This is a genomic window from Candidatus Endolissoclinum faulkneri L2, from assembly GCF_000319385.1.
Classification (GTDB): Bacteria; Pseudomonadota; Alphaproteobacteria; order Thalassobaculales; family Thalassobaculaceae; genus Thalassobaculum; species Thalassobaculum faulkneri.
The window spans coordinates 938,133-958,945 of the sequence record NC_019566.1 but is presented as its reverse complement, the minus strand read 5'-3'; the positions used below and the strand labels follow the sequence as shown (position 1 = coordinate 958,945).

14 protein-coding genes are annotated in these 20,813 nt (G+C 34.1%); 9 read left to right on the top strand and 5 right to left on the bottom strand.

Annotated features, from left to right (window positions below; all coding sequences use genetic code 11):
* The first annotated feature begins 18 nt into the window (after positions 1 to 18).
* The 7 genes from rpmA (at position 19) to A1OE_RS02865 (ending at position 8,132) form a co-directional block, all read left to right on the top strand.
* Positions 19 to 273, top strand: coding sequence for a 50S ribosomal protein L27 (rpmA, locus tag A1OE_RS02895; protein WP_015088715.1), 255 nt, complete (start codon positions 19 to 21; stop codon positions 271 to 273).
* A gap of 110 nt (positions 274 to 383) precedes the next feature.
* Positions 384 to 1,448, top strand: coding sequence for a GTPase ObgE (gene obgE / locus A1OE_RS02890; RefSeq protein WP_320408555.1), 1,065 nt, complete (start codon positions 384 to 386; stop codon positions 1,446 to 1,448).
* Positions 1,445 to 2,611 (top strand): glutamate 5-kinase, encoded by a 1,167-nt coding sequence (gene proB, locus A1OE_RS02885; protein WP_015088713.1) that lies wholly within the window; start codon positions 1,445 to 1,447, stop codon positions 2,609 to 2,611. Before obgE ends, proB begins: the two co-directional genes overlap by 4 nt.
* 11 nt (positions 2,612 to 2,622) lie before the next feature.
* The gene (locus A1OE_RS02880; protein WP_015088712.1) at positions 2,623 to 3,933 is read left to right on the top strand and encodes a glutamate-5-semialdehyde dehydrogenase; all 1,311 of its coding nucleotides are present in this window, start codon (positions 2,623 to 2,625) and stop codon (positions 3,931 to 3,933) included.
* A 131-nt stretch (positions 3,934 to 4,064) separates the two neighbouring features.
* A complete protein-coding gene (locus A1OE_RS02875; RefSeq protein WP_015088711.1) occupies positions 4,065 to 4,685 on the top strand; it encodes a nicotinate-nucleotide adenylyltransferase in 621 nt (206 codons plus the stop codon).
* 217 nt (positions 4,686 to 4,902) lie between these two features.
* The gene (gene rfbC / locus A1OE_RS02870; protein WP_015088710.1) at positions 4,903 to 5,466 is read left to right on the top strand and encodes a dTDP-4-dehydrorhamnose 3,5-epimerase; all 564 of its coding nucleotides are present in this window, start codon (positions 4,903 to 4,905) and stop codon (positions 5,464 to 5,466) included.
* A gap of 2,096 nt (positions 5,467 to 7,562) precedes the next feature.
* Positions 7,563 to 8,132 carry a DJ-1/PfpI family protein gene (locus tag A1OE_RS02865; RefSeq protein WP_044283268.1) on the top strand — a complete coding sequence of 190 codons (570 nt, stop codon included), beginning with the start codon at positions 7,563 to 7,565 and terminating at the stop codon, positions 8,130 to 8,132.
* A gap of 1,781 nt (positions 8,133 to 9,913) precedes the next feature.
* Here the strand turns inward: A1OE_RS02865 and A1OE_RS02860 are convergent.
* The gene (locus tag A1OE_RS02860; protein WP_015088705.1) at positions 9,914 to 10,927 is read right to left on the bottom strand and encodes a FecCD family ABC transporter permease; all 1,014 of its coding nucleotides are present in this window, start codon (positions 10,925 to 10,927) and stop codon (positions 9,914 to 9,916) included.
* Positions 10,924 to 11,733 carry an ABC transporter substrate-binding protein gene (locus tag A1OE_RS02855; RefSeq protein ID WP_148276842.1) on the bottom strand — a complete coding sequence of 270 codons (810 nt, stop codon included), beginning with the start codon at positions 11,731 to 11,733 and terminating at the stop codon, positions 10,924 to 10,926. The genes A1OE_RS02860 and A1OE_RS02855 overlap by 4 nt, the downstream gene beginning before the upstream one ends.
* Before the next feature lie 1,019 nt (positions 11,734 to 12,752).
* Between A1OE_RS02855 and A1OE_RS02850 the strand changes: the two genes are divergently transcribed.
* Positions 12,753 to 14,234, top strand: a complete 1,482-nt coding sequence (locus tag A1OE_RS02850) for a DEAD/DEAH box helicase (protein WP_015088702.1) — start codon at positions 12,753 to 12,755, stop codon at positions 14,232 to 14,234.
* Between the two features lie 49 nt (positions 14,235 to 14,283).
* Positions 14,284 to 14,493 carry a cold-shock protein gene (locus A1OE_RS02845; RefSeq protein ID WP_044283398.1) on the top strand — a complete coding sequence of 70 codons (210 nt, stop codon included), beginning with the start codon at positions 14,284 to 14,286 and terminating at the stop codon, positions 14,491 to 14,493.
* A 1,397-nt stretch (positions 14,494 to 15,890) separates the two neighbouring features.
* On the opposite strand, the gene thiM is transcribed toward A1OE_RS02845, so the two are convergent.
* The 3 genes from thiM to A1OE_RS02830 form a co-directional block, all read right to left on the bottom strand.
* Entirely contained in the window at positions 15,891 to 16,676 is a 786-nt protein-coding gene (gene thiM, locus A1OE_RS02840; RefSeq protein WP_015088700.1) for a hydroxyethylthiazole kinase, read from the bottom strand.
* Positions 16,677 to 17,716: 1,040 nt separating this feature from the next.
* On the bottom strand, positions 17,717 to 18,604 hold the full coding sequence (gene rpoH / locus A1OE_RS02835; RefSeq protein WP_015088697.1) for an RNA polymerase sigma factor RpoH: 888 nt from the start codon (positions 18,602 to 18,604) through the stop codon (positions 17,717 to 17,719).
* Positions 18,605 to 18,733: 129 nt separating this feature from the next.
* Positions 18,734 to 19,738 (bottom strand): RluA family pseudouridine synthase, encoded by a 1,005-nt coding sequence (locus A1OE_RS02830; protein ID WP_015088696.1) that lies wholly within the window; start codon positions 19,736 to 19,738, stop codon positions 18,734 to 18,736.
* Positions 19,739 to 20,813 lie beyond the last annotated feature (1,075 nt).

Sequence of the window (20,813 nt, the reverse complement as noted above, 5' to 3'; positions counted from 1 at the left end):
TCGAAAGGTATCGCATCGATGGCTCATAAAAAGGCAGGTGGCAGCTCTCGTAACGGCCGTGACTCTGAAGGTCGTCGCTTAGGTGTTAAAAAGTTTGGTGGTGAATTAGTTATTCCTGGTAATATTTTGGTTCGTCAGCGAGGTACTAAGTTTCACCCCGGAAATAATGTTGGTATAGGAAAAGATCACACGATTTTCGCTACAGCTAAGGGCAAGGTTGAGTTTCGCCACACACGTAACCGATCTTATATTAATGTTGTAACAGTAAATTAATATTGAAAATAGGTCATGAAGAACTCTAGAGCTTTATTTAATAGAATATTTTACTGTTAGTTTTACCCTAGTTTATAATTTTTCGTTTCCGTTTGATGAATTATTACTAAGTGGTTCATGTGAAATTCCTTGATCAAGCCAAGATATTCATCCGTAGCGGTAACGGGGGCAATGGCTGTTTAAGCTTTAAACGTGAAGCTTATTTGGAATTTGGAGGGCCAAACGGTGGCAATGGGGGACGAGGCGGTGATGTAATACTAGAATGCGTAGGATCGTTGAATACATTAATTAGTTTTCGTTATCAGCAGCATTTTAAAGCCATGAACGGTCATCACGGTAAGGGCAGGAATATGACTGGTGAGTCTGGTAAAGATGTTACGTTGTGTGTTCCGCTTGGCACTCAAATTTGGGACGAAAAAAATAAGTTTTTATTAGCTGATATGACTAGGATAGGACAGCAAATAGTCCTTGCGCGTGGTGGAGATGGTGGCTTTGGAAACGCACACTTTAAGTCATCCACTAATCGAGCTCCACGTAAAACAACGTTAGGTTGGCAAGGCCAAGAGATGTGGATCTGGTTGCGCTTAAAATTAATTGCTGATGCTGGAATAATTGGTTTGACTAATGCCGGTAAATCTACTTTTTTATCGACTGTGAGTGCTGCTAAACCAAAGATTGCAAGTTATCCGTTTACTACTATCCATCCTAACCTTGGTGTTGTTAACATCGGTGATGACGAGTTTGTCTTAGCTGATATTCCAGGATTGATCAATGGTGCTCATATGGGGGAAGGGCTGGGAGATCGCTTTTTAGGCCATATTGAGCGCTGCACTGTCTTGCTTCATTTAATTGATGCTACAGGCAGCAATCCGCTGGATGATTGGAAGATTGTGCGAGAAGAAATTAAGGCTTATGGCTCACAATTAGAAAGCAAACCAGAAATTTTAGTTTTTAGCAAAATTGATGCCCTTGCTGAGTATGCTGTGAAGGCTTTACAGGACCTATTTCAAGAGGAAATTTGTGAGCGTCCTATCGCTTTGTCTAGTGCTTCTGGTCAAGGAGTAAGGTATGTTTTGAAGAAGTTAATAGATCGCATTCGTGTTAACATTGACAGGCAAAAAGCGAGTAATGAGGAAGCTAAAGATCAAAAAAGACATCGTATGTGGTTACCATGAACAGTGCCCCCATAATGAACATCACTGCCTCTGATCACAGGATTTATAGATCTCGTAGGATAGTGATCAAAATTGGCTCAGCTGTACTAATAGATAAGAAAAGTGGCTTAGTCCGTACGGCCTGGATGGAATCTTTGGCAGCTGATGTTAATCGCCTGCGACATGCGGGGATAGAGGTCTTGATTGTTTCTTCCGGAGCTGTGGCTCTCGGCTGCCATCGATTACGTATTAATCACATTCGATCAAAGCTTAAAGCAAGGCGACCTACTTCTGCCATCGGCCAAATTATGTTGGCTCATGCCTATCAAGAAGTAATGTTTCATAATGGTATAACTACAGCGCAAATTTTGCTTTCTACGGATGATACCGAACAGAGGCGGCCTCATTTATATCTTCGTTCCACCATAAATGATTTGCTGAAACTTGGGGTAGTGCCGGTGATCAATGAAAATGACACAGTATCGACCACTAGTTGCAGCTTTGGCGACAATGATAGGCTCAGCGCAAGAATAGCTCAGGTGGCAAACGCCGATACTCTAATTATTTTATCAGATATAGATGGTTTATATACTTCTGATCCTCGCTGCAATGCTGCTGCTCGTCATATACCAGAGGTCAAGTATGTAACCGCTGAGATCGAAGCAATGGCTGGTAATGCGGGTAGTAGCTACACATCTGGTGGTATGGTTACTAAGCTTGCCGCCGCTAAAATAGCTGCTGCTGCAGGCTGTCAAACGGTTATAGCTAACGGATTGGAACCAAACCCAATTTATCGCATTGATAGTGCAGGAAGTTGCACTTGGTTTTGTGAGGTTGCTTCCTCTTTGACTACTCGTAAACGCTGGATTGCTAGTTCGCTTGATCCTCGTGGTCAGCTTATTCTTAATTCTGGCGCACTACAAGCGCTAATTGCTGGCAAAAGCTTATTACCTGCTGGAGTAATTGAGGTAATTGGTACTTTTGAAAGAGGTGACGTAGTAACATTACATGCGCCTGATCGTGCATTATGCGGTCGTGGTCTAATAACTTATGCCTCTCATGATGCAAAACAAATTGCTGGACTGAAATCTCGTGAAATAGAAACTACCCTTGGTTACCATCGCTCAGATGAAATCGTTCATAGAAATGATCTTGTATTAAATGAATGCAGCATTCCTAAGTAGGTTTGAATATAATGGATTTTGCAAAAGACTTCCTTGTTAATGAGTTAGTAGACTTTTCCGAAAACGAGATAGAAGCAGTTATGTTGGATATAGGTAAGCGCGCTCGTATTGCTGCTGCGTTCTTGGCTCATGCCTCTTCCGAGCAAAAGGACCAAGCCTTGCGTAACGCTTCTACTGCTCTGTTGAAGGAAATGCCGACGATTCTTAACGCGAATTTCAGAGATATTTCTATAGCTAAAGAAAATGGACTAAAAGAATCAATGATTGATAGGCTATTGCTAACTGATAGTCGTATAAGTGATATGTCTAACGGGCTAAACAGTATAGCGGAGCTATCTGACCCGGTTGGTCTAACTATAAAAAAATGGACTCGGCCGAACGGACTTTATTTCGAGTGTCTTCGTGTGCCAATAGGCGTGATTGGTGTTATATATGAAAGCCGACCAAACGTAACCGCTGATGCTGGTGGTTTATGTTTGAAGGCGGGCAATTCAGTGATTTTACGTTGTGGATCGGAAAGCTATCATTCTGCTAAAGCCATTACCGCAGCGATACATCAGGGCTTGATATCAGCTGGATTACCTAAAGATGCAATCCAATTAGTTCCAACTAACGACCGGATTGCTGTAAGTAAGTTGATCACTATGCCGCAATATGTAGATGTAATAGTGCCTCGCGGTGGAAAATCGCTAATTGAGCGTGTACATAATGAAAGCCGTGTACCTGTGTTAGCTCATTTAAGTGGACTTTGTCATGTATATCTTGACGCCGAAGCTGATCTAGAAAAAGCCGTAGTTATAACTGTGAACGCTAAAATGCGTCGTACTTCGGTATGTAACGCAGCTGAGGTATTGTTGATTGACCGAGATGGAGCGTCCAAGTTATTACCTCCAGTAGCTGAAGCTCTTAGCATGGCTGGTTGTGTGTTACGTGGTGATAAAAATGCACAGGCGATTGTAGGTAATAATATGGAAAGTGCTACTGAGATTGATTGGGAAACTGAGTATCTTGACGCTATTATGTCAGTTGCATTAGTCGATGGCGTTTCTGGTGCTATTGCTCATATTAACTCACACGGATCTCATCATACAGATAGCATTGTTACTGAGAATAAAATAGCTGCGGAAAAGTTTTTGCTTGAAGTAGATAGTGCTATCGTTTTACACAATGCTTCAACTCAGTTCGCTGATGGCGGAGAGTTCGGATTTGGCGCTGAGATTGGAATTTCTACTGGGCGTATACATGCTCGCGGCCCAATTAGTGCCGAACATTTAACTAGTTTTAAATACTTAGTACGTGGAAGTGGTCAGATTCGGCATTAGCTTTGTTTGCTTAACATTTTTAATGTAACTATTCTTTAGAAATCTATTAATTATTCTTATTAAAGGCTATTAATCTTGTTTTGCTAGTCTAACTCCTTTGTTAGAGCGTATAAGACCACATAAGTGTGTGTATGCTAAAAGAGATTACTCAATTACCTCATACCTTAGCAGATAGACGGCGAATCACAGTCGGGCTAATGGGAGGATCTTTTAATCCAGCTCATGACGGTCATCGCTATGTTGCTAAAACTGCGATGAAGCGACTAAGACTAAAGGAAGTTTGGTGGCTGGTAAGTCCACAAAACCCACTGAAATCAAGAAAAGACATGGCAACTTTTGCTGAGCGTGTTGCCTGTGCTAGGACGATAGCGCGTCATCCACGCATTAAAGTTAAGGATATCGAATTGCACCTTGGTACCCAATATACAGCGGATACTCTTGCTACTTTACGCCTACGTTGCCCTAATATATCATTTGTATGGATTATGGGAGCAGATAATTTAGTAATATTTCATCGATGGAAACGATGGTTGTTTATTTTTCATACAGTTGCGATTGCTGTTTTTGATCGTCCTACATATTCCTTAAGTTCTTTAGCAAGCCAAACAGCTAAGCGATTTGCTAGGGTAAGAGTTTCAGACAGTAATTTACAAGCACTAGCGCAACAGAAACCTCCAGCTTGGGCGTTCTTACATACTTCACAATATTTAGAATCGTCAACACGAATACGAGCTAAGAGCAAAGTACTATAATTAAAATTTTTTAAATTATAGTATGCTAGGAGAAATAAAGATTGCAACTGCAGCGATTGGGTTAATCTGCATCAGATCGATTAAAAATATAAGCTATAATAAGTCAATAATTAAGATAATGCTTAATTATTGACTAAAAAAATTTGATTTTGGATTTTGATCGAAAACATTAAAGCAATCGCATTAAAGCCTTCCTTATATTTAAGGAGAATATGCTATGCAAATAGAATCTTTATCTCTCACAGAGATAAAAATTATAACTCCAAAGCAATTCAGAGATTCTCGTGGTCATTTATCGGAGACTTACAACAAGCTAACTCTAGCTAATAATGGAATAAATCTTGATTTTGTGCAGGATAATCATTCTAGTTCAAAACAAACAGGTGTCCTACGTGGTCTGCATTTCCAAATACCGCCATTTGCTCAAGACAAGCTAGTACGTGTCATTAAAGGTAAGATTTTCGATGTAGCAGTTGATATTCGCCAATGCTCACCCACCTATGGTAGGTGGGTTGGTGTGGAGATATCAGCCATAGCTCAGAATCAGATTTTAGTACCAATTGGTTTTGCTCATGGATTTATTACAATGGAGCCAGAGACCGAGGTAATATATAAGGTTACTTCCTCTTATTCTCCAGAGCACGAGAAAGGGATTGCTTGGAATGATCCAGCAATAGGTATTAAATGGCCGCTGAACGGCTTGAAGTTAATCATGTCTGACAAAGATACAAAACATCCATTGTTAGCCGATTTACCATCTTATTTTCAATTTGATTGTTGATAACTATTACTGTAAATTCAACCATAATTATAAAGCAATAATTTGCTTAGCAGGCTATTTGTTTGATGGCGTATTTACATAAAACGATGATTGATACGTTCAGTTATAAATCATCGATTGAAATAATTATGAGGACTTTAAGTTAAAAGATTGATATTAAGGCAAATTATTCTGCTCAGATTAAAAGCATTTGTGCATCTGTTAATCTTAAAATATAACTCAGTATGAAATAATAGTGTTTAGCATAATTGGTTTTACCAAAAAATATTAGAGTGTTTTGCTTATAATTGTGTTTTTATCATATGATTGCTAATCAAAATTAAATTTTAATGGTGCTTTACGTATGCCATTATAGTATATAATATAAATTAATTTAATATTAATAAAATGAATAACTTATTTATAAAAGTTATTTTATCAATGGTAATAAAAAATTTTTAAAGAATAGTTATTCAATAACAACAGGTATATACTGCAATTATAGAATTGACTTAATGAAACAAAATAGGATAAATTTTGTATTCTAGCAGTAATTAAGGAATCAATATAATTAGGTAAAAATTGCTGACTTGATGTATAATTACCCTTATAATTGATATTTATACTAGATTTTACTAGTAAATAGCATTAATTTAATTAACCATAGATAGTGTTTACACTCTTTATCCTATAAATTATTATTGAGTACTTAGAAAGCTTCTTGTTGTTTAATTTAATTAATTGGCCAATTAATTAAATTAAACAACTTTGCTAATTTTGAAAAGCTTAAAATTTTTCATTAGTTACAGTTTTTTTTTAAACAACAAAATACTTAATTAAGTAATGCTTGATAATTTATTGTATTGATATGATGTAATATAAGTAAAACTGTACCAAAATAAGTTTTTGCATAAAAAATTATTTAATCAATACGCAGAAAAATTTTTTCAAAAAAAATTGATCACAAAAATCTAATAGTCTTTAAGCAAAAATTATATTTTATTTAAGAAATCTATCACAAGAATAGCATTAAACTAATGAGCTAAGTAGTTTATAAAATCATATTTTGCGAGTTCATTACTATCAGATCACAAGTAGAAAATATATTATTCACTAATAACGCTTCGATCTCCTAAAAATTAAACCCCGCATTAGAATTTACTTTTTAACAACTAATTTATCTTCACCATAAATTAGTTGTTATTGGGATAATCTATAATATGCTGCAATGAACTTCATCTAACTTTGCGTAAAAATCCTTAACTAAGAATATTAAGTCATTTAGTAAAATTTTGAGCTAATTAATCAAAATTGTAATAATTAGCTAATTTTTAACTCAGGTTAAAGTCTTAACAATTATTTTTTTTGCGGAAACTGTTATAAATATCGTAACTATAAGCAAAATTATAAAGTAAGATTTATTTAAATAATTAATATGATTGTAGTATCATCACAAAATTTTTGCATAAAAACTGTCTTTTCCACAAAACAACTATTTGTCTACTTTACTTAAACAAATAAGCTACATGGGAAATTACACAAAAGCTTTACCTTTGTATTATTTGTAAAAAAGTATTTCTGATTGATTATATAAGATTTTATTCCAATGATTATCATTCCTTGTTTCAGTATAGGATTAGTGATTAATTTGTTATTGTTAATAAAATTACTAATAAATTATTTTTTATGTACTATCAATATATAATATATTATAATTTTTAATTAAAGATACTGCTGTCTTCTTGAATTACTTTCCTCGGTTGTCATACAATCCAGATGTTAAAAATTACTGTCCAGATAGATTATGGTTCCGATAGTATTAAGGCATTTTTTTATTTAGTCGATGGTTTATTACTATTAATGTGGAATTACTTAAGCTTAGCTTGAAAATAAGAAGAATAGTTTAAAGTTTATTTAACACGAGATATAATATACTGTTGTTAACACGTATGGTTTTTATTGAAATAACCATCTCAAGTACATACCTTGGCTAAGGTATTTATCTATGAGATTTTGACAGTTTTGAATTGTTATCTTTTTTGTTTGTTGACTAATACTACTTGACGCTTTTGGCTGATTTAACCATAAGCAATAAAATTCTTAATGAAGAGGAACGCATGGCAGATAAGCTTCTAGGCGGGCGTATTGTTGCAGTTATGCTCGCTAATGGGTTTAATGAAATTGAGTTTACTGAACCCCAGAAGAGGCTAATAGAAGCTGGCGCTACTACTAAAGTGGTATCGCGCGCGAATGGCTTGGTTAATGGTTGGTATGAAGATTCTTGGGGTCATTTTTTCCCGGTAGATGTCGATCTAGCCGAAACATTGTCAGTTGATTATGATGGTTTAATTATTCCCGGCGGCATGCACGCAATAGATAAAATGATAAATGATCCGCATAGTCGTCGTATTCTAAAAGCCTTTATACGTGCTTCCATGCCGACTATTATTGTTGGCGATGCTGCTAAAATGTTAGCTCGAAAGGAAATAATACAGGGACGTACTGTAACATCATCTATAAATGTTCGAGCGGAGCTTGAAGCCAACGGAGCTATCTGGAAAGATGCTCCTTTTATCGTCGAAGATGCTTTGGTCACTGTCAACGGTATCGAAGGCATACGAGATGCGATGGAAGTTTTTGTCACTATAGTTGATGCTTATGATAACGAAGACGCTAAAGCTGCGTAATGCCTTGTAAAGTTCTTTAAAAACGTTATACTATGTATTTATTTATAATTTGTTATTTTTCTAATAGGCTAAGCTATTTGCAATAACCAAAATTTTAACCTGGTTTTATGTTAGCAAGTTTAGGTAGATTGTTAGTGATTTTCTTTAAGCAAGAATACAGCTGTTTTTTGTTTTGAATTTCTTTACGACAATAGCTAACAATTATTGTGGGTTTAGTTATATTTTGTTTTGGTAGTTTAAGCATACAATGCTATTGAACATTATAAAACACAAATGCTGCTCTAAGCAACTGCGCGAGCAGCATTTGTGTTTTATTGCGAGTACCAAGATAAGTTGGGAATACTTTAGAATTGCTGCACTAGCGCTCAAATTAAAATTTGATCTTATAAAGACAGCCATTCCATGTTAAGAATCATATTAAAATTTATAATTGGTTGTTTTGATGCTGAAGTAAATTTCTACAGTAATTTAAATCCAAGCGTAATTTGTAATTTATAGATTAGTTATATTATATAGATAAGTTATATTATTATTATTTAATATTTTATAACTATAATAACAAAGCATCAAATTCAAAATAAGTATTTTCTTATGAAGAATTTTTTTGAAGTATTACTACACAATAATATTATACATATTTTGATTACCATATCATGAACTAATAAAATTTTTATAAGTATTATTACTCAAATTTCTAATTTGCTATTATCGCTAAATGAGCGATTGTTAACAGCTTTGAATTGTCAACTTCATTCATAATAGTTTGAAATTATAAAGAAATATTTTTTATACAAAGATTTTTATTTCTAATCATAATACTAGTACTGTGTGACTAGTTGATATTTTGTAGAATTGATTTCTGTGCTTTCCTAGCAATATTGCCTATTACATAACTTAAGAATATCTAGACTAAAAATAAATCAATTAATTTTGTGACCCCATTGGCAATCTAATTAGAAGAATGATCTTATTTTAAAGCTTATTGAGACCTACCTCCATTAATCTATGTATACGCTAGCTGGATTATACACCTGGCGAAAAATATAGAATGCTTTATAAAGATAAAATTTGTAAATTAATTATTTAAATTTAATTTTTACGTATTTTAATTTACCATTAAAGAATTTACATAATGCTTTGTTTTAACTATTTGATATAATCCTTTGCAAATGTGGACATTATTGCTAATACTAGTTTTGAAATATTCCAGTACGATCTTTAAAATTTGTAAATCTTATCTAAGTGAAAAAAAACTTTGAATTATTAATTGTAAAAATTAGTATTACCTAATGTTAACTAAAAAATAATTGAAAATTTTGCCTTATTACTTTCCTAGCTTTGAAGGGGTTTATGGAATAAATGCTTGGATTTTTTATTTAGAAAATTTTCAATTGTTACTTAGATTAGTAATATTATTGTTAATCGAATTATTTGATTAATCTAAAATTAAAACTGCGTATATTGCTGCCTAGTATAATTAAGGTATTGTTTTTATACTATTTTTCATATTAATTTAATATGTTATTGTATTTATATACTCAAATAATTTTTTAAACTATCACACCATATTAATATACTAATGTTTTATTATTTAATTTTCTTAACTTACTGTAATATTTTTTTTGTATGTTATATTTCTAATTTATTTATTTTTAACTTAAACTGGATCTGTTATTAAATGGTTTTTCGTATATATTTAAATTCTATAGTATCAATCTTAACAAATAAGTAACATTATAATGGCTTAGTAAACATTAAATAGCCGTTTGGCTATTTAATGTTTACTTGGTATCGTTGTTTACTTGGTATCGTTGAATTATCCAGATAAAAATAGGTGAGCCGATTAATGAAGTTACTACACCAAGTTGAATTGGGTTACCTTCATTAGGTAGACGGGTAAGCAAATCAGCTAATGTGATCAGAATGGCACCTCCCAGTGCACTTGCTATAAGCAATCGCCCTGGTTGATATCCTACGAATGGCCTGAGTATGTGCGGTACTACAAGACCAACAAAACCAACCGCGCCACATACCGCAACCATCGCTCCTACCGAAATCGATACACCTAATATTATTCGCCAACTTAGCAATTTTACGTTGATACCAAGTGATTTAACAGTTTCTTCACCCAAACTCATTGCATCTAAGCTTCTTCCAACAGTTGCCATGATAATCCAACCTAGGAGCACGAATGGGGTAGAGATCATAAGGTCGGCAGTAGTACGATTTTCAAGCGAACCAAGTAACCAAAATATCATATCACGTAAAGTCATTGGATCTGGTGCTAAATTAAACGCAAGCGAAGTTAGTGCCGTAGATAAGCTAGAAATGCTAATGCCGGTTAAGATAAGCACCAATAGGTTATCGTTTCGTGTAGCGATAATAAAAAGCAACATAGTTGCTAATGTAGCGCTAATAATTGCCGCTAAAGGTATAATTATTACTGAGATAGCTGCCATACCAAAACCGATGGCAATCACAGCTCCTAGACTAGCTGCTGCCGTTACACCTATCAAACTTGGATCTGCTAGTGGATTGCGTAAAAGCCCTTGCAATGCTGCACCGGAAAATCCTAGCATGCCCCCAAACATAATACCAAGCAGGACTCTAGGAAGTCTTAATTCAAGGATAATAATATTTTGTACAGTCGTGCCTCTGCCAAATAGTGCGAATAATATCTCTAATATAGTTATTTTTGTTGGACCTAAGCATAGTGAAATTATTGCTATTGCTGCTAGTATAATTGTTAGAATGGTTAGTAATACGCGATCACTAATCTCCCTTAACTGGATCATTGCATTAAGGACGCGCGGAGGTATTCGGCTGCCTTGACAGAAAACATTCCGTTACAAGACAGAAATCGACTTGGTATTGACACTGTTCGAATTTTACCTATAAGTCTTGAGATGTATGGGTTTCCTGCTGATGACCAATAAGAGTGAGAAACTTCTTGAACATCATTGAAGAAGCTAACGATATATATATCAGGTGGATTAGTTATTATTTGTTCTAAAGAGATCGTACGCCAACCAAAATAACCTAAGTCGACAGCCATGTTTTTTAGTCCGGCCAGTTTAATCATTGCATCTATCTCGGTGCCGATACCGCCAGTAGTACCGCTAGGTGTGATGTAAAGAGCGCTCATATTCAACTTTGGTTGAGATTTTAAAGTGAATATAAGAGACTTTTGATCTCTAATTATTGAACTTACCGGTTGATCAAGTGCTTCAGCAACTTTGATAAAATTGGAAAAGATTGTCTGATAATCACAACAGTTTGAAATATTAATAATCTTGATCCCAACACGTGCTAGTATAGAGGTAAGGTATTGGTTTCCCGCCCAAGAATGTACGACAATTTCTGGATCCGTTGCTAATATAGCTTCGGCGATTGGCTTAATTATTGGTAAGCCAGTAGCCCGGTTTCGATGATAAGAGAAAGGTTCCTGAGCTTGTTGGGATATTCCACGAATTTGCATTCGATCGGCTAGTTCTAGTACATATTGGTCTGAACAATAATCTAAAGATACTACGGTGGGAGTAGAAAGCATTGAAGCAGCTGGTCTAGTCCAAATTAGAATAGCTAATAAAACAATTGCCATTTGCTTCATAAACTAAAAACAATATGTTTTTTTTTAAACAAACTTTTATTATCTCGCATTTTTTTAAGCGAAGATTGGTTTTTTTATTGTATAAAACATTCAAATGTTAAGATGATTAATATTGCTCTATATTAGGTATTTTAATTATATCTAATTGATTCGTTGTTAGACAGCGAGTAATATGTTTTCTTTAATAAGAAAATTCAATATGCTTCTCATTATTTGAATTATATTCGATACTAATTGCGAATAATCTTTGATTAGCTATTAAGTAATGCGCTAAACTATCACTCGCTTATGGTATTATTTTATGAACTTTAGCAGGATAATCGACCCTTTTATTCTTGGATTTTGGTCACTTTAGAAGTTAAAACTTTAGTATTTGCAACAGATTTTTTCTAAAAACGATCATTTGTAAAAAATACAGCTATCAACCTTAAAGGTTAAGCGATTATTAGAATGCTTTTAATGATCCAACAACAACTAAGATAGCATGATAGATTATTTTTTAAAGCCAAATATGAGATAAATTAGTAATTTTACAGTGATATTAAAAAAATGTTTAAGTATAAGCAGTCCAATGATTTTTAATATAAACACTCTGACGTTTTTTTAAGTTACGATTTTTTGTTTTCTACTTTTAAAATTATAGCAAAAACATAGCGATTTCTAAAATTAATATTAATTATACTAATAAATATTAATTTTTTTTTAGAATAAAGCTAACTAAGAAAGTTGCTTAGGTAAGAATATAATGCTATACAGTAAAAAACAACATTTACGAATTATCTTGCAATCCTGATTGCAAGGCCCATGTTCCCCTAAAAAGCTGGGTTATTTATATTCTAAGGAGGATGCGACGGGGATTCAGTAATGTCACCTTTAGTGAGGTCAACATATTACTAATATAATCTACAAAGTATTATTTAACCTTTGCTGTTAATGATACGTTTATTTGGGTAAATTTTTTGGCGTGTCTCGATTAGAAAGTTTGGATACCGTCTGGTGTGGCGGGATGAATGAAGAGTGAAAGATATCATTTGACTAACTTTAATGCTCTCGGTTTGGCTAAGGCTGTAATTCAGGCTGTTTTGTCCGAAGGATATGACGCACCAACCCCTATACAAGTTAAAGCTATACCCTTGATTCTTGAGGGGCGCGACGTTGTTGCTGTTGCACAGACAGGCACAGGCAAGACTGCTGCTTTTCTTTTACCCTTGCTCAGTAAGCTGGATCAAGCTGGTCGTATAGCAAAACCAAAATGCACTAGAGTATTAGTACTTTCTCCAACTCGCGAACTAGCAACTCAGATCCATAAAGCTGTTTTGATCTATGGTAAAAAATTACATCTGCGCTCCACTGTTATTATTGGTGGTGCAAAGTCTTGCGTGCAAATTCGCAAATGTGCCCCAGGGGTTGATTTTTTGGTAGCTACGCCAGGTCGATTGCTTGATCATATTAGGTCAGGTACTATAGATCTTGGCAATACTGAGGTTGTTGTGTTGGATGAGGCAGACCAAATGTTGGATTTGGGTTTTATGCCAGCCGTACGCAATATATTAGCAATGACACCGAAGAAACGGCAGACGTTGTTATTCGCTGCAACTATGTCTGCTCAGATTCGTGCTTTGGCTAAGGACTTTTTGACCAATGTCTCTGAGATAGCAGTAGCGCCAGCTTCTATTCCAATTGAGCTAATCCGCGAGAGTGTTGTGCAAGTATCTCGCTCCAGTAAAAGTAAAGCGCTAATCAAGATATTATCAGATGTTACGGTTAAACGTGCCATTGTTTTTACACGAACTAAGCGAGGTGCTGATCATATCGCTCGATGTTTGAGCAATGCTGGTTTTGCAAGTGAAGCTATTCATGGTAACAAAACCCATGCTCAGCGAGAGTGTGTACTGAATACTTTTAAAACAGGTAAATCGAAAATATTAGTTGCAACGGATGTTGTTGCTCGTGGTATTAATGTCATTGGTGTGACTCATGTAGTGAACTATGAATTACCTATTGTCCCAGAAAGTTATGTTCATCGAATCGGTCGTACAGGTCGAGCTGGCGCGGAGGGTGTTGCTATATCTTTAGTAGATGATGGAGAAATGGAATTGCTTACTGCTATAGAGCGCCTTATTGGTCGATCTCTTGTTGCTGACAAAACTGTTGATTTTTGCACGCGAAGATCGCGTTTTACTAGATCTGCTGAAAAAGAAGTAAAGTACGATCGTCACCGCTGTATTAGTAATTTACGACGAGTCCATGATAAGAATTATCTGAAACAACAAATTTTTGATGAAAGTTATCAGAAACAGCCTACAAATAAGGGCGTTAATCGATCGAAATATGCCCTCAAAAAAGGTAAGCGCCAGAAGAAGCTAAATGACAAAAATTCCCAGATAAAGCAATCCTTGAGCAAGAAGGAGATTAATTCTGGGATTGTTCGATTTGCTGGTCGCAAACCACCGCAGCGGCAAAGGACAGGAATTCCATTCTCCGGAACCTGAGCTGGCGGACTGAATACCAATCAACGTTAATATGAAAGGAGCTACAGTTATGGCCACTGGTACGGTGAAGTGGTTCAACACCACCAAGGGTTATGGATTCATTCAGCCGGAAGATGGCGGTGCGGACGTTTTTGTGCATATCAGTGCTGTTGAACAGTCCGGAATGCATAGTCTGAATGAGGGCCAAAAGATCTCATACGAGTTACAATCTGACCCGCGTCGAAATAAGGTTTTTGCTGGTAATTTGTCAGCTACTTAAGCCTTTTAAGCTTAATTAGCGATAAATATAAGAAGCCCCGGTAAATTTTGATTAACGGGGCTTCTTATTTGGCTTTATTTTTTCTGACTGTCTTAGTAAGAAGAATTTGTTGTTTGCTGATATGGATAATGAAATGATTATTTGTATAGAATGGGATCCATAATAATATAAACCTGTAATAAAGAATTTAAATATTGTATTGTTTTAACATTAGGAGGAAAGAACGGAAGTATTAATTTATTTTCACTTTTTAAGTGTACTAATACGTATGGTTTACTTTCTTTAATTGTAAATATATAACTTTTGTTTCGGTTTAAATTTTATGGAATTAATTAATTTGTATTATTGATTGTGAAATAGTACAATTTATAAATTACACTTTTTATAGATAATTTTTCTGTCCAAGGTTGATAATTAATTTCTTGCCATAATTAAACTTACCTTTTGTTACTTTTACAAAAGTAAAGCTTTTTATGTTGAATTATTTTAAAAATTAAAATTTTTGATTTAATACTGCTACCAGCTAATAAAGCGCTCGGTTGTTATATGTATAATAAGATTTAACAAATTACCTTACCTAATTATAGCAAAAAAAACTTTTGTATGAATTTTGCTATTAGATTAGCTTTATTTTATTTAGCTAATTTTTTAGTTTAAAACAACTTTAGCAATTGATTCAGATGGTTCTTAATGAAGTCATATACTAATTTGCTGACAATTGATAACAAAAATCATAATCCTTTTTCATCTACAAATTATTTCTGTTACTGCAGAAAATAAATCTAATTATTAAGTATAATAGCTTAAATTAGCATGATAATAAGCACAAAAAATTTACTATTTCCACATTAAATTAATACATTACTAAAATATAATTTTAAAAAGAAAATTCTTAAGATAGAAATTAAAAAAAAACATTTTGATAGGTCATTAAATATTAAAGAAAATTTCTTTAATTTAAATTTTAATGTATACCTTCTAAAAGTAAATTTACATAAAAATTTTATCTATTTGAGTAATAAATATTACTCTTTTAGCACTTATTCTTAATAAGAATTTTATATTACGTATTATACAATATATAGAATAAATTTATTCTATATATTGTATAATACAGCTTGAATTAACAGCAAACGTAACAATTTTGTTATACATTTTTATGTATAAAATGTACTAGCTGATTTTAATTTTACTTAGCTTTACAAAAAGCATCTTGATACGATACATGCTATTTTGCACTGCAAGAGTCATTTATTTTTGATTTACCTTTGTGGTTATTAAAATTACGCTGTAGAAATAAATGTTTCTTTATTTGATCTTAAGTTCGTACTTGAGCTCTGCAGCATAATGTTACTTTTATAAAAGTATAGAATAGAATTAAATTAACTGTTTGACATTCAAACATCTTCAATTTTGACTTCATCGTCAATCTCAAATGATTTTATTGCGTATAAAGCATCAATCATCGCGGAATTGAAAGTACCGGGTCCGAGTGAATTTTGAGCAGCAATATTACCAGCGTAGCTAAAGGAAGCGTGAGCCGCAATTGTAGCTCCAAACGGTTCTTGTTCAACTAGAAATGCGCCAATTACGCCAGTTAGCGCGCATCCTATTGCAGTTACCTTACTCATAATCTGGCTACCGCCAAAGACTCGCACTGAACGCTCACCGTTGGTTACAAAATCAACTTCTCCACTAATTGCAACTATTCCAGAAATAAATCTTGCTAAGTTTCTAGCAGCATTTTCAGCGTCTGCCACGGTATCGCTAGAATCCACCCCCTTACCGCGTGGCTTCCAAATACCATTTAGTGCTATGATTTCCGAAGCGTTACCGCGCAATACTGTCGGTTTAATTGCAAGTAAACGAGATGCTAATCGATGGCGAAATTTAGTTGCACCCAAGGCTAGTGGATCTAGTACCCAAGGTTTATTTATTGTTGAAGCCATTGATGCAGCAGCAATCATCGAATTTTCCCAATAAGCATCAACGGTACCAATATTTATTGTCAATGCATCAGCAATTTTTGTAAACTCAGCTGCTTCTTCCAGAGCATGCACCATAGCTGGCGAAGCGCCAACCGCGATTTGAGCATTGGCCACCATATTCATAGCAACAAAATTAGTAATATTTTGCACCAATGGTGCCCTATTTCGAAGAAATTCAATATATGATGCCATCATATTTACTACTACCGTTATTGTATAATTGGTTTTGAGGAAAATGGTAACTTTTATGATGTAATCGAGAGAAACATCTATTCATAGTGTTTATCGATAATATGCACTTTGCAATCATAAACAAGAAAAGGACCTAATTCCACTATCATTTAAGCTTACGTTAAGATTAAATAATAGTATTGTCTCTTTAATTTACTTACTAAGTTAATTATGCTCTAAAATTATAAAATTTTACTCAATCTATCTTGTAAAGATTTATTTAATAAATTAATTTTTAAGTAATTTTGAAAAAAAATAATTTTTGGGTACAATTTAATATAAAAAGGTATAAGACTAGTCTAAATTTTAAATTTAGCTAACATTATCGCTATATAATAAGGAAATATCTTATTCTATAGCGATAAAATGAGATGATTAAACTTATTGCCATCTAATAAAGGATTTAGCAACCTATAAGTTGATTTGCTCTCTTACAAATGTGAGTTTATTTTTTATCTTATCTATGTGAAATGAGCATATACTGTTATTATTACACAATAATTTTATTCGACTGCGTGTCTTTTGTTTTATTTACCACAGAATTTTTTATATTTTTAATGTTTTTTCCGTGGAACGAATACAATAACAAATTAGAATAATGTATAAAATTGTGTATAGTTAATTTTATGTTATAAGAAATATTTGTAGTAAGAAAATCCATTCTCTCACTAAAAGTTTTTATCGGACGTTATCTATAACGAGTTTTTATCTGGAAAATAAATCCTATTCAAAGAGTCAATACGTTCATCCTACTAAGAGATATTTATATTAGGAATGTTCATTTTTACGCTTATTACCTACCAAGGATTTTTGACTTCTTAAAATGGTGTTGCTGATTTTTTTTGTATTATAAAGTTATAAACCAGCTATCTCTTTAAGGGAAAATCCTATGGCCGTTTGCAATATTTGCACAAGCAAACTGTATAAATAATAGAAAATAATTTTTCTCTCGCTTAAATACATGGAATGTTGACACTGCATTATGTTGTCTTAGGCAAACCACCTTAGGGAATGTTCTGATCCATTGCTGCGTTCCTAATCAGTTTTTGTAATTTTTCAAAGGCTCTTACTTCTATTTGACGTACTCGCTCGCGGCTAATCCCGTATTCTTGACTTAGATCCTCTAGTGTAGTAGGATTGTCTCTTAGACGACGTTCTGTCAATATATGGCGCTCGCGATCTTTTAAACTATCCATTGCTTTGTTGAGGAGCAATAGGCGTTTATGAAGATCTTCGTCCTCAGCTAAGCGAGTTTCCTGGCTGATCTGCTCGTCATCAACAAGCCATTCTAACCATTCGCCTTCTCCATCAATTCTTAGTGGAGCATTTAATGAATGATCTGGACTCGTTAGGCGACGATTCATAGATACTACATCTGCTTCTGTAACATCGAGACGCTTGGCTATTGCTATAACCTTTTCTGGCGGAAGGTCACGGTCTTCAATAGCTTGCATTTGCCCTTTAAGCTTGCGCAAGTTGAAGAAAAGCTTTTTTTGAGCTGCTGTGGTGCCCATTTTAACAAGCGACCAAGAATGAAGAATGTATTCCTGAATAGATGCTCTGATCCACCACATTGCATAAGTAGCTAAACGGAATCCACGCTCTGGATCAAAACGTTTTACCGCTTGCATCATGCCAACATTACCTTCTGAAATCAATTCAGCAACGGGCAGTCCGTAGCCACGGTAACCCATCGCGATTTTGGCAACAAGACGAAGGTGACTAGTTACTAGCTTGTGAGCTGAATCTGTATCTCCTTGCTCTCTCCAGTTTTTAGCTAAAATGTACTCTTCCTCAGGCTCCAGCATTGGGAAATTACGTATCTCTTGTAGGTATCGTGATAGATTACCTTCTGTACTAATTGTAGGTAGTGCGTTGCCATTTGATATCATGCGATTCCCTTCCAATTGCAACCTTGCACAGCTCGGATCTTAAAAGCATATACATAAAAGTATCATTTCAGTATATCATATAGTATAGGCTTATATTTTAGCGTATTAAATGAGAATTTGAATGCATAATTAAGTTGTTTCCAATGCATGCAGAAGCGTCATTAAGTCTTCTGGAAGTTGGCTTGTAAAAGTCAATGACTTGCCATTTGCTGGATGATTAAACCCTAGTACGGTTGCATGCAGGGCTTGACGTGAAAAATGACGAGCTGCGTTGCCTGCGCTAGATTCTCTAGCTAATATTTTTTTTTTATGATATAGACAATAAAGTGGATCACCGATTAGTGGATGTCCTATATGGCTTAAATGAACTCTGATCTGGTGAGTTCTTCCTGTCTTTAGTTGGCATTCTAGTAAACTAGCCCCGTTCATTCGTTTTAACGATTCATAATAAGTTATAGCATGACGTCCACTGTATTGATCAACTACAGCCATTCGCTTGCGATTCTTAGGATGGCGCCCTATGGGTAAGTTAATATTTCCATTTAGCGGGATAGGATGCCCAAAACAGATAGCTTGATATGCTCGATTTATGTCGTGAGCAGCGAAGCAGGTAGCCAAAGCAGCATGTGCCCTATTTGTTTTGGCTATTACTACTAGACCAGATGTGCCTTTGTCTATTCGATGTACAATGCCTGGACGCTGTACTCCATTAATACTTGATAAATTCTCTCCGTAATGATACAATAAAGAGTTTACTAGAGTTTTATCTAGTGCCCCAGGAGCTGGATGCATGGGCATCCCAGCAGGTTTATCTATAATAATTAGCTCCGAATCTTCAAATAAGATGTTCAAGGGTATGTTTTGAGCTTTGGGATGAGCGGTTGTCACTAAAGGTTTAAAAAAAATCCTATATCGTGCACCTGATTTAACTCGAACCGATGGACTTTTGATTATTTTTGTTCCATCGCTTACCTTACCTTGTTTAATCAAAGACTTTAACTGGGAGCGAGATAATGGTTCAGGTAAATTTTTCATTCGTCTGCAAGCCATAGTAAGCCAGCGATCTATACGATCGATTTGTAGTGTTGCTAATGCAGCAGTATCAGCTTCGACAACAATACATTCCAGATTCATGGTTAAACTATCCTTATACCTTTATTCAATTATTTTTTTTGTATATCTATCAAATATACAATTTTTTTGACAAATAACTGGATATTTTTTCGTTACAGTTTGTTTCTATAGAAACAATTAAACCATATATGTAAATGCATTTAGCAGGTTAATTTTTTCTTAACTTCCTTTTATAATTTTTTACATTAAAAGCCTTAATAAAAGGTTATTATATATTTAATACTAACAATTAGCTTTTATTGTGAAAAACTTTTAGGTAAGTATTTATATTTATCGTGATCATCTAGGCTGTATTTTGCGCAATCGCTTTTTACAAAATTACATCATGTTATGCTGGATTATTTATTATCTAATTTAAAATTACTCAATGAATAAGGAATAACATAATTATTTTACTAATTAGCCTATGCTAGTAAGTATATCTTTGCCTAATCTACTTTAGGGTTTTTCTTTAATCATATAATAGCCAGTTGTATTGGTGCACATTGCTAGATTAACTGATATGGTATAAGTGGTAAATAATGCTTATTATGTGATTGCGAAGTATTGCTAAAGTTAAATATCACTTAATTGATAAATGCTCATCGCTTTACTTATTTGTATAAGTTTATTCTATAATCAATCTAATTAATTTGTAATAGAATTAACTTCGGCTGATTAAAGAAAGCAAAATTATGAATTATTATTAGCATAATTTTGTAGCTATTATAAGATGTAAGGTTAGTTAAATTTAGCATTTTTTAGGGAGATTTCAAACAGTGTTTAAGCCATCTTACTTTACTTTACTTTTCAACCGCAGCAATTTCTCTTTTACATAATTACTGCTATAATTTTTACTTGTTTCTTCTCTTCAGCAAGAAGAAACAAGTAATTCGATACAATATTACTTAATTATTTAGATATAGAGTCACAGTCATTCCGTAATCTTAGTAGTAGCTTAACTATAATAAAGCAGCTATTTTTTTGAGACTAATAGGTCAGCTAAATTCTTTAACTTTAATTGTTAAAAAAGTTTTTTTTAAAATACAATACTGTAAAAAACGCTAAGGAAAGCATTTAACTCTAGTGATTACAG

What these genes read in the sequence shown, in the direction of transcription:
- rpmA (WP_015088715.1), top strand. Translation starts at nt 19, where the DNA reads ATGGCTCATAAAAAGGCAGGTGGCAGCTCTCGTAACGGCCGTGACTCT.
- proB (WP_015088713.1), top strand. Translation starts at nt 1,445, where the DNA reads ATGAACAGTGCCCCCATAATGAACATCACTGCCTCTGATCACAGGATT.
- A1OE_RS02880 (WP_015088712.1), top strand. Translation starts at nt 2,623, where the DNA reads ATGGATTTTGCAAAAGACTTCCTTGTTAATGAGTTAGTAGACTTTTCC.
- A1OE_RS02875 (WP_015088711.1), top strand. Translation starts at nt 4,065, where the DNA reads ATGCTAAAAGAGATTACTCAATTACCTCATACCTTAGCAGATAGACGG.
- rfbC (WP_015088710.1), top strand. Translation starts at nt 4,903, where the DNA reads ATGCAAATAGAATCTTTATCTCTCACAGAGATAAAAATTATAACTCCA.
- A1OE_RS02865 (WP_044283268.1), top strand. Translation starts at nt 7,563, where the DNA reads ATGGCAGATAAGCTTCTAGGCGGGCGTATTGTTGCAGTTATGCTCGCT.
- A1OE_RS02860 (WP_015088705.1), bottom strand. Translation starts at nt 10,927, where the DNA reads ATGATCCAGTTAAGGGAGATTAGTGATCGCGTATTACTAACCATTCTA.
- A1OE_RS02855 (WP_148276842.1), bottom strand. Translation starts at nt 11,733, where the DNA reads ATGGCAATTGTTTTATTAGCTATTCTAATTTGGACTAGACCAGCTGCT.
- A1OE_RS02850 (WP_015088702.1), top strand. Translation starts at nt 12,753, where the DNA reads ATGAAGAGTGAAAGATATCATTTGACTAACTTTAATGCTCTCGGTTTG.
- A1OE_RS02845 (WP_044283398.1), top strand. Translation starts at nt 14,284, where the DNA reads ATGGCCACTGGTACGGTGAAGTGGTTCAACACCACCAAGGGTTATGGA.
- thiM (WP_015088700.1), bottom strand. Translation starts at nt 16,676, where the DNA reads ATGATGGCATCATATATTGAATTTCTTCGAAATAGGGCACCATTGGTG.
- rpoH (WP_015088697.1), bottom strand. Translation starts at nt 18,604, where the DNA reads ATGATATCAAATGGCAACGCACTACCTACAATTAGTACAGAAGGTAAT.
- A1OE_RS02830 (WP_015088696.1), bottom strand. Translation starts at nt 19,738, where the DNA reads ATGAATCTGGAATGTATTGTTGTCGAAGCTGATACTGCTGCATTAGCA.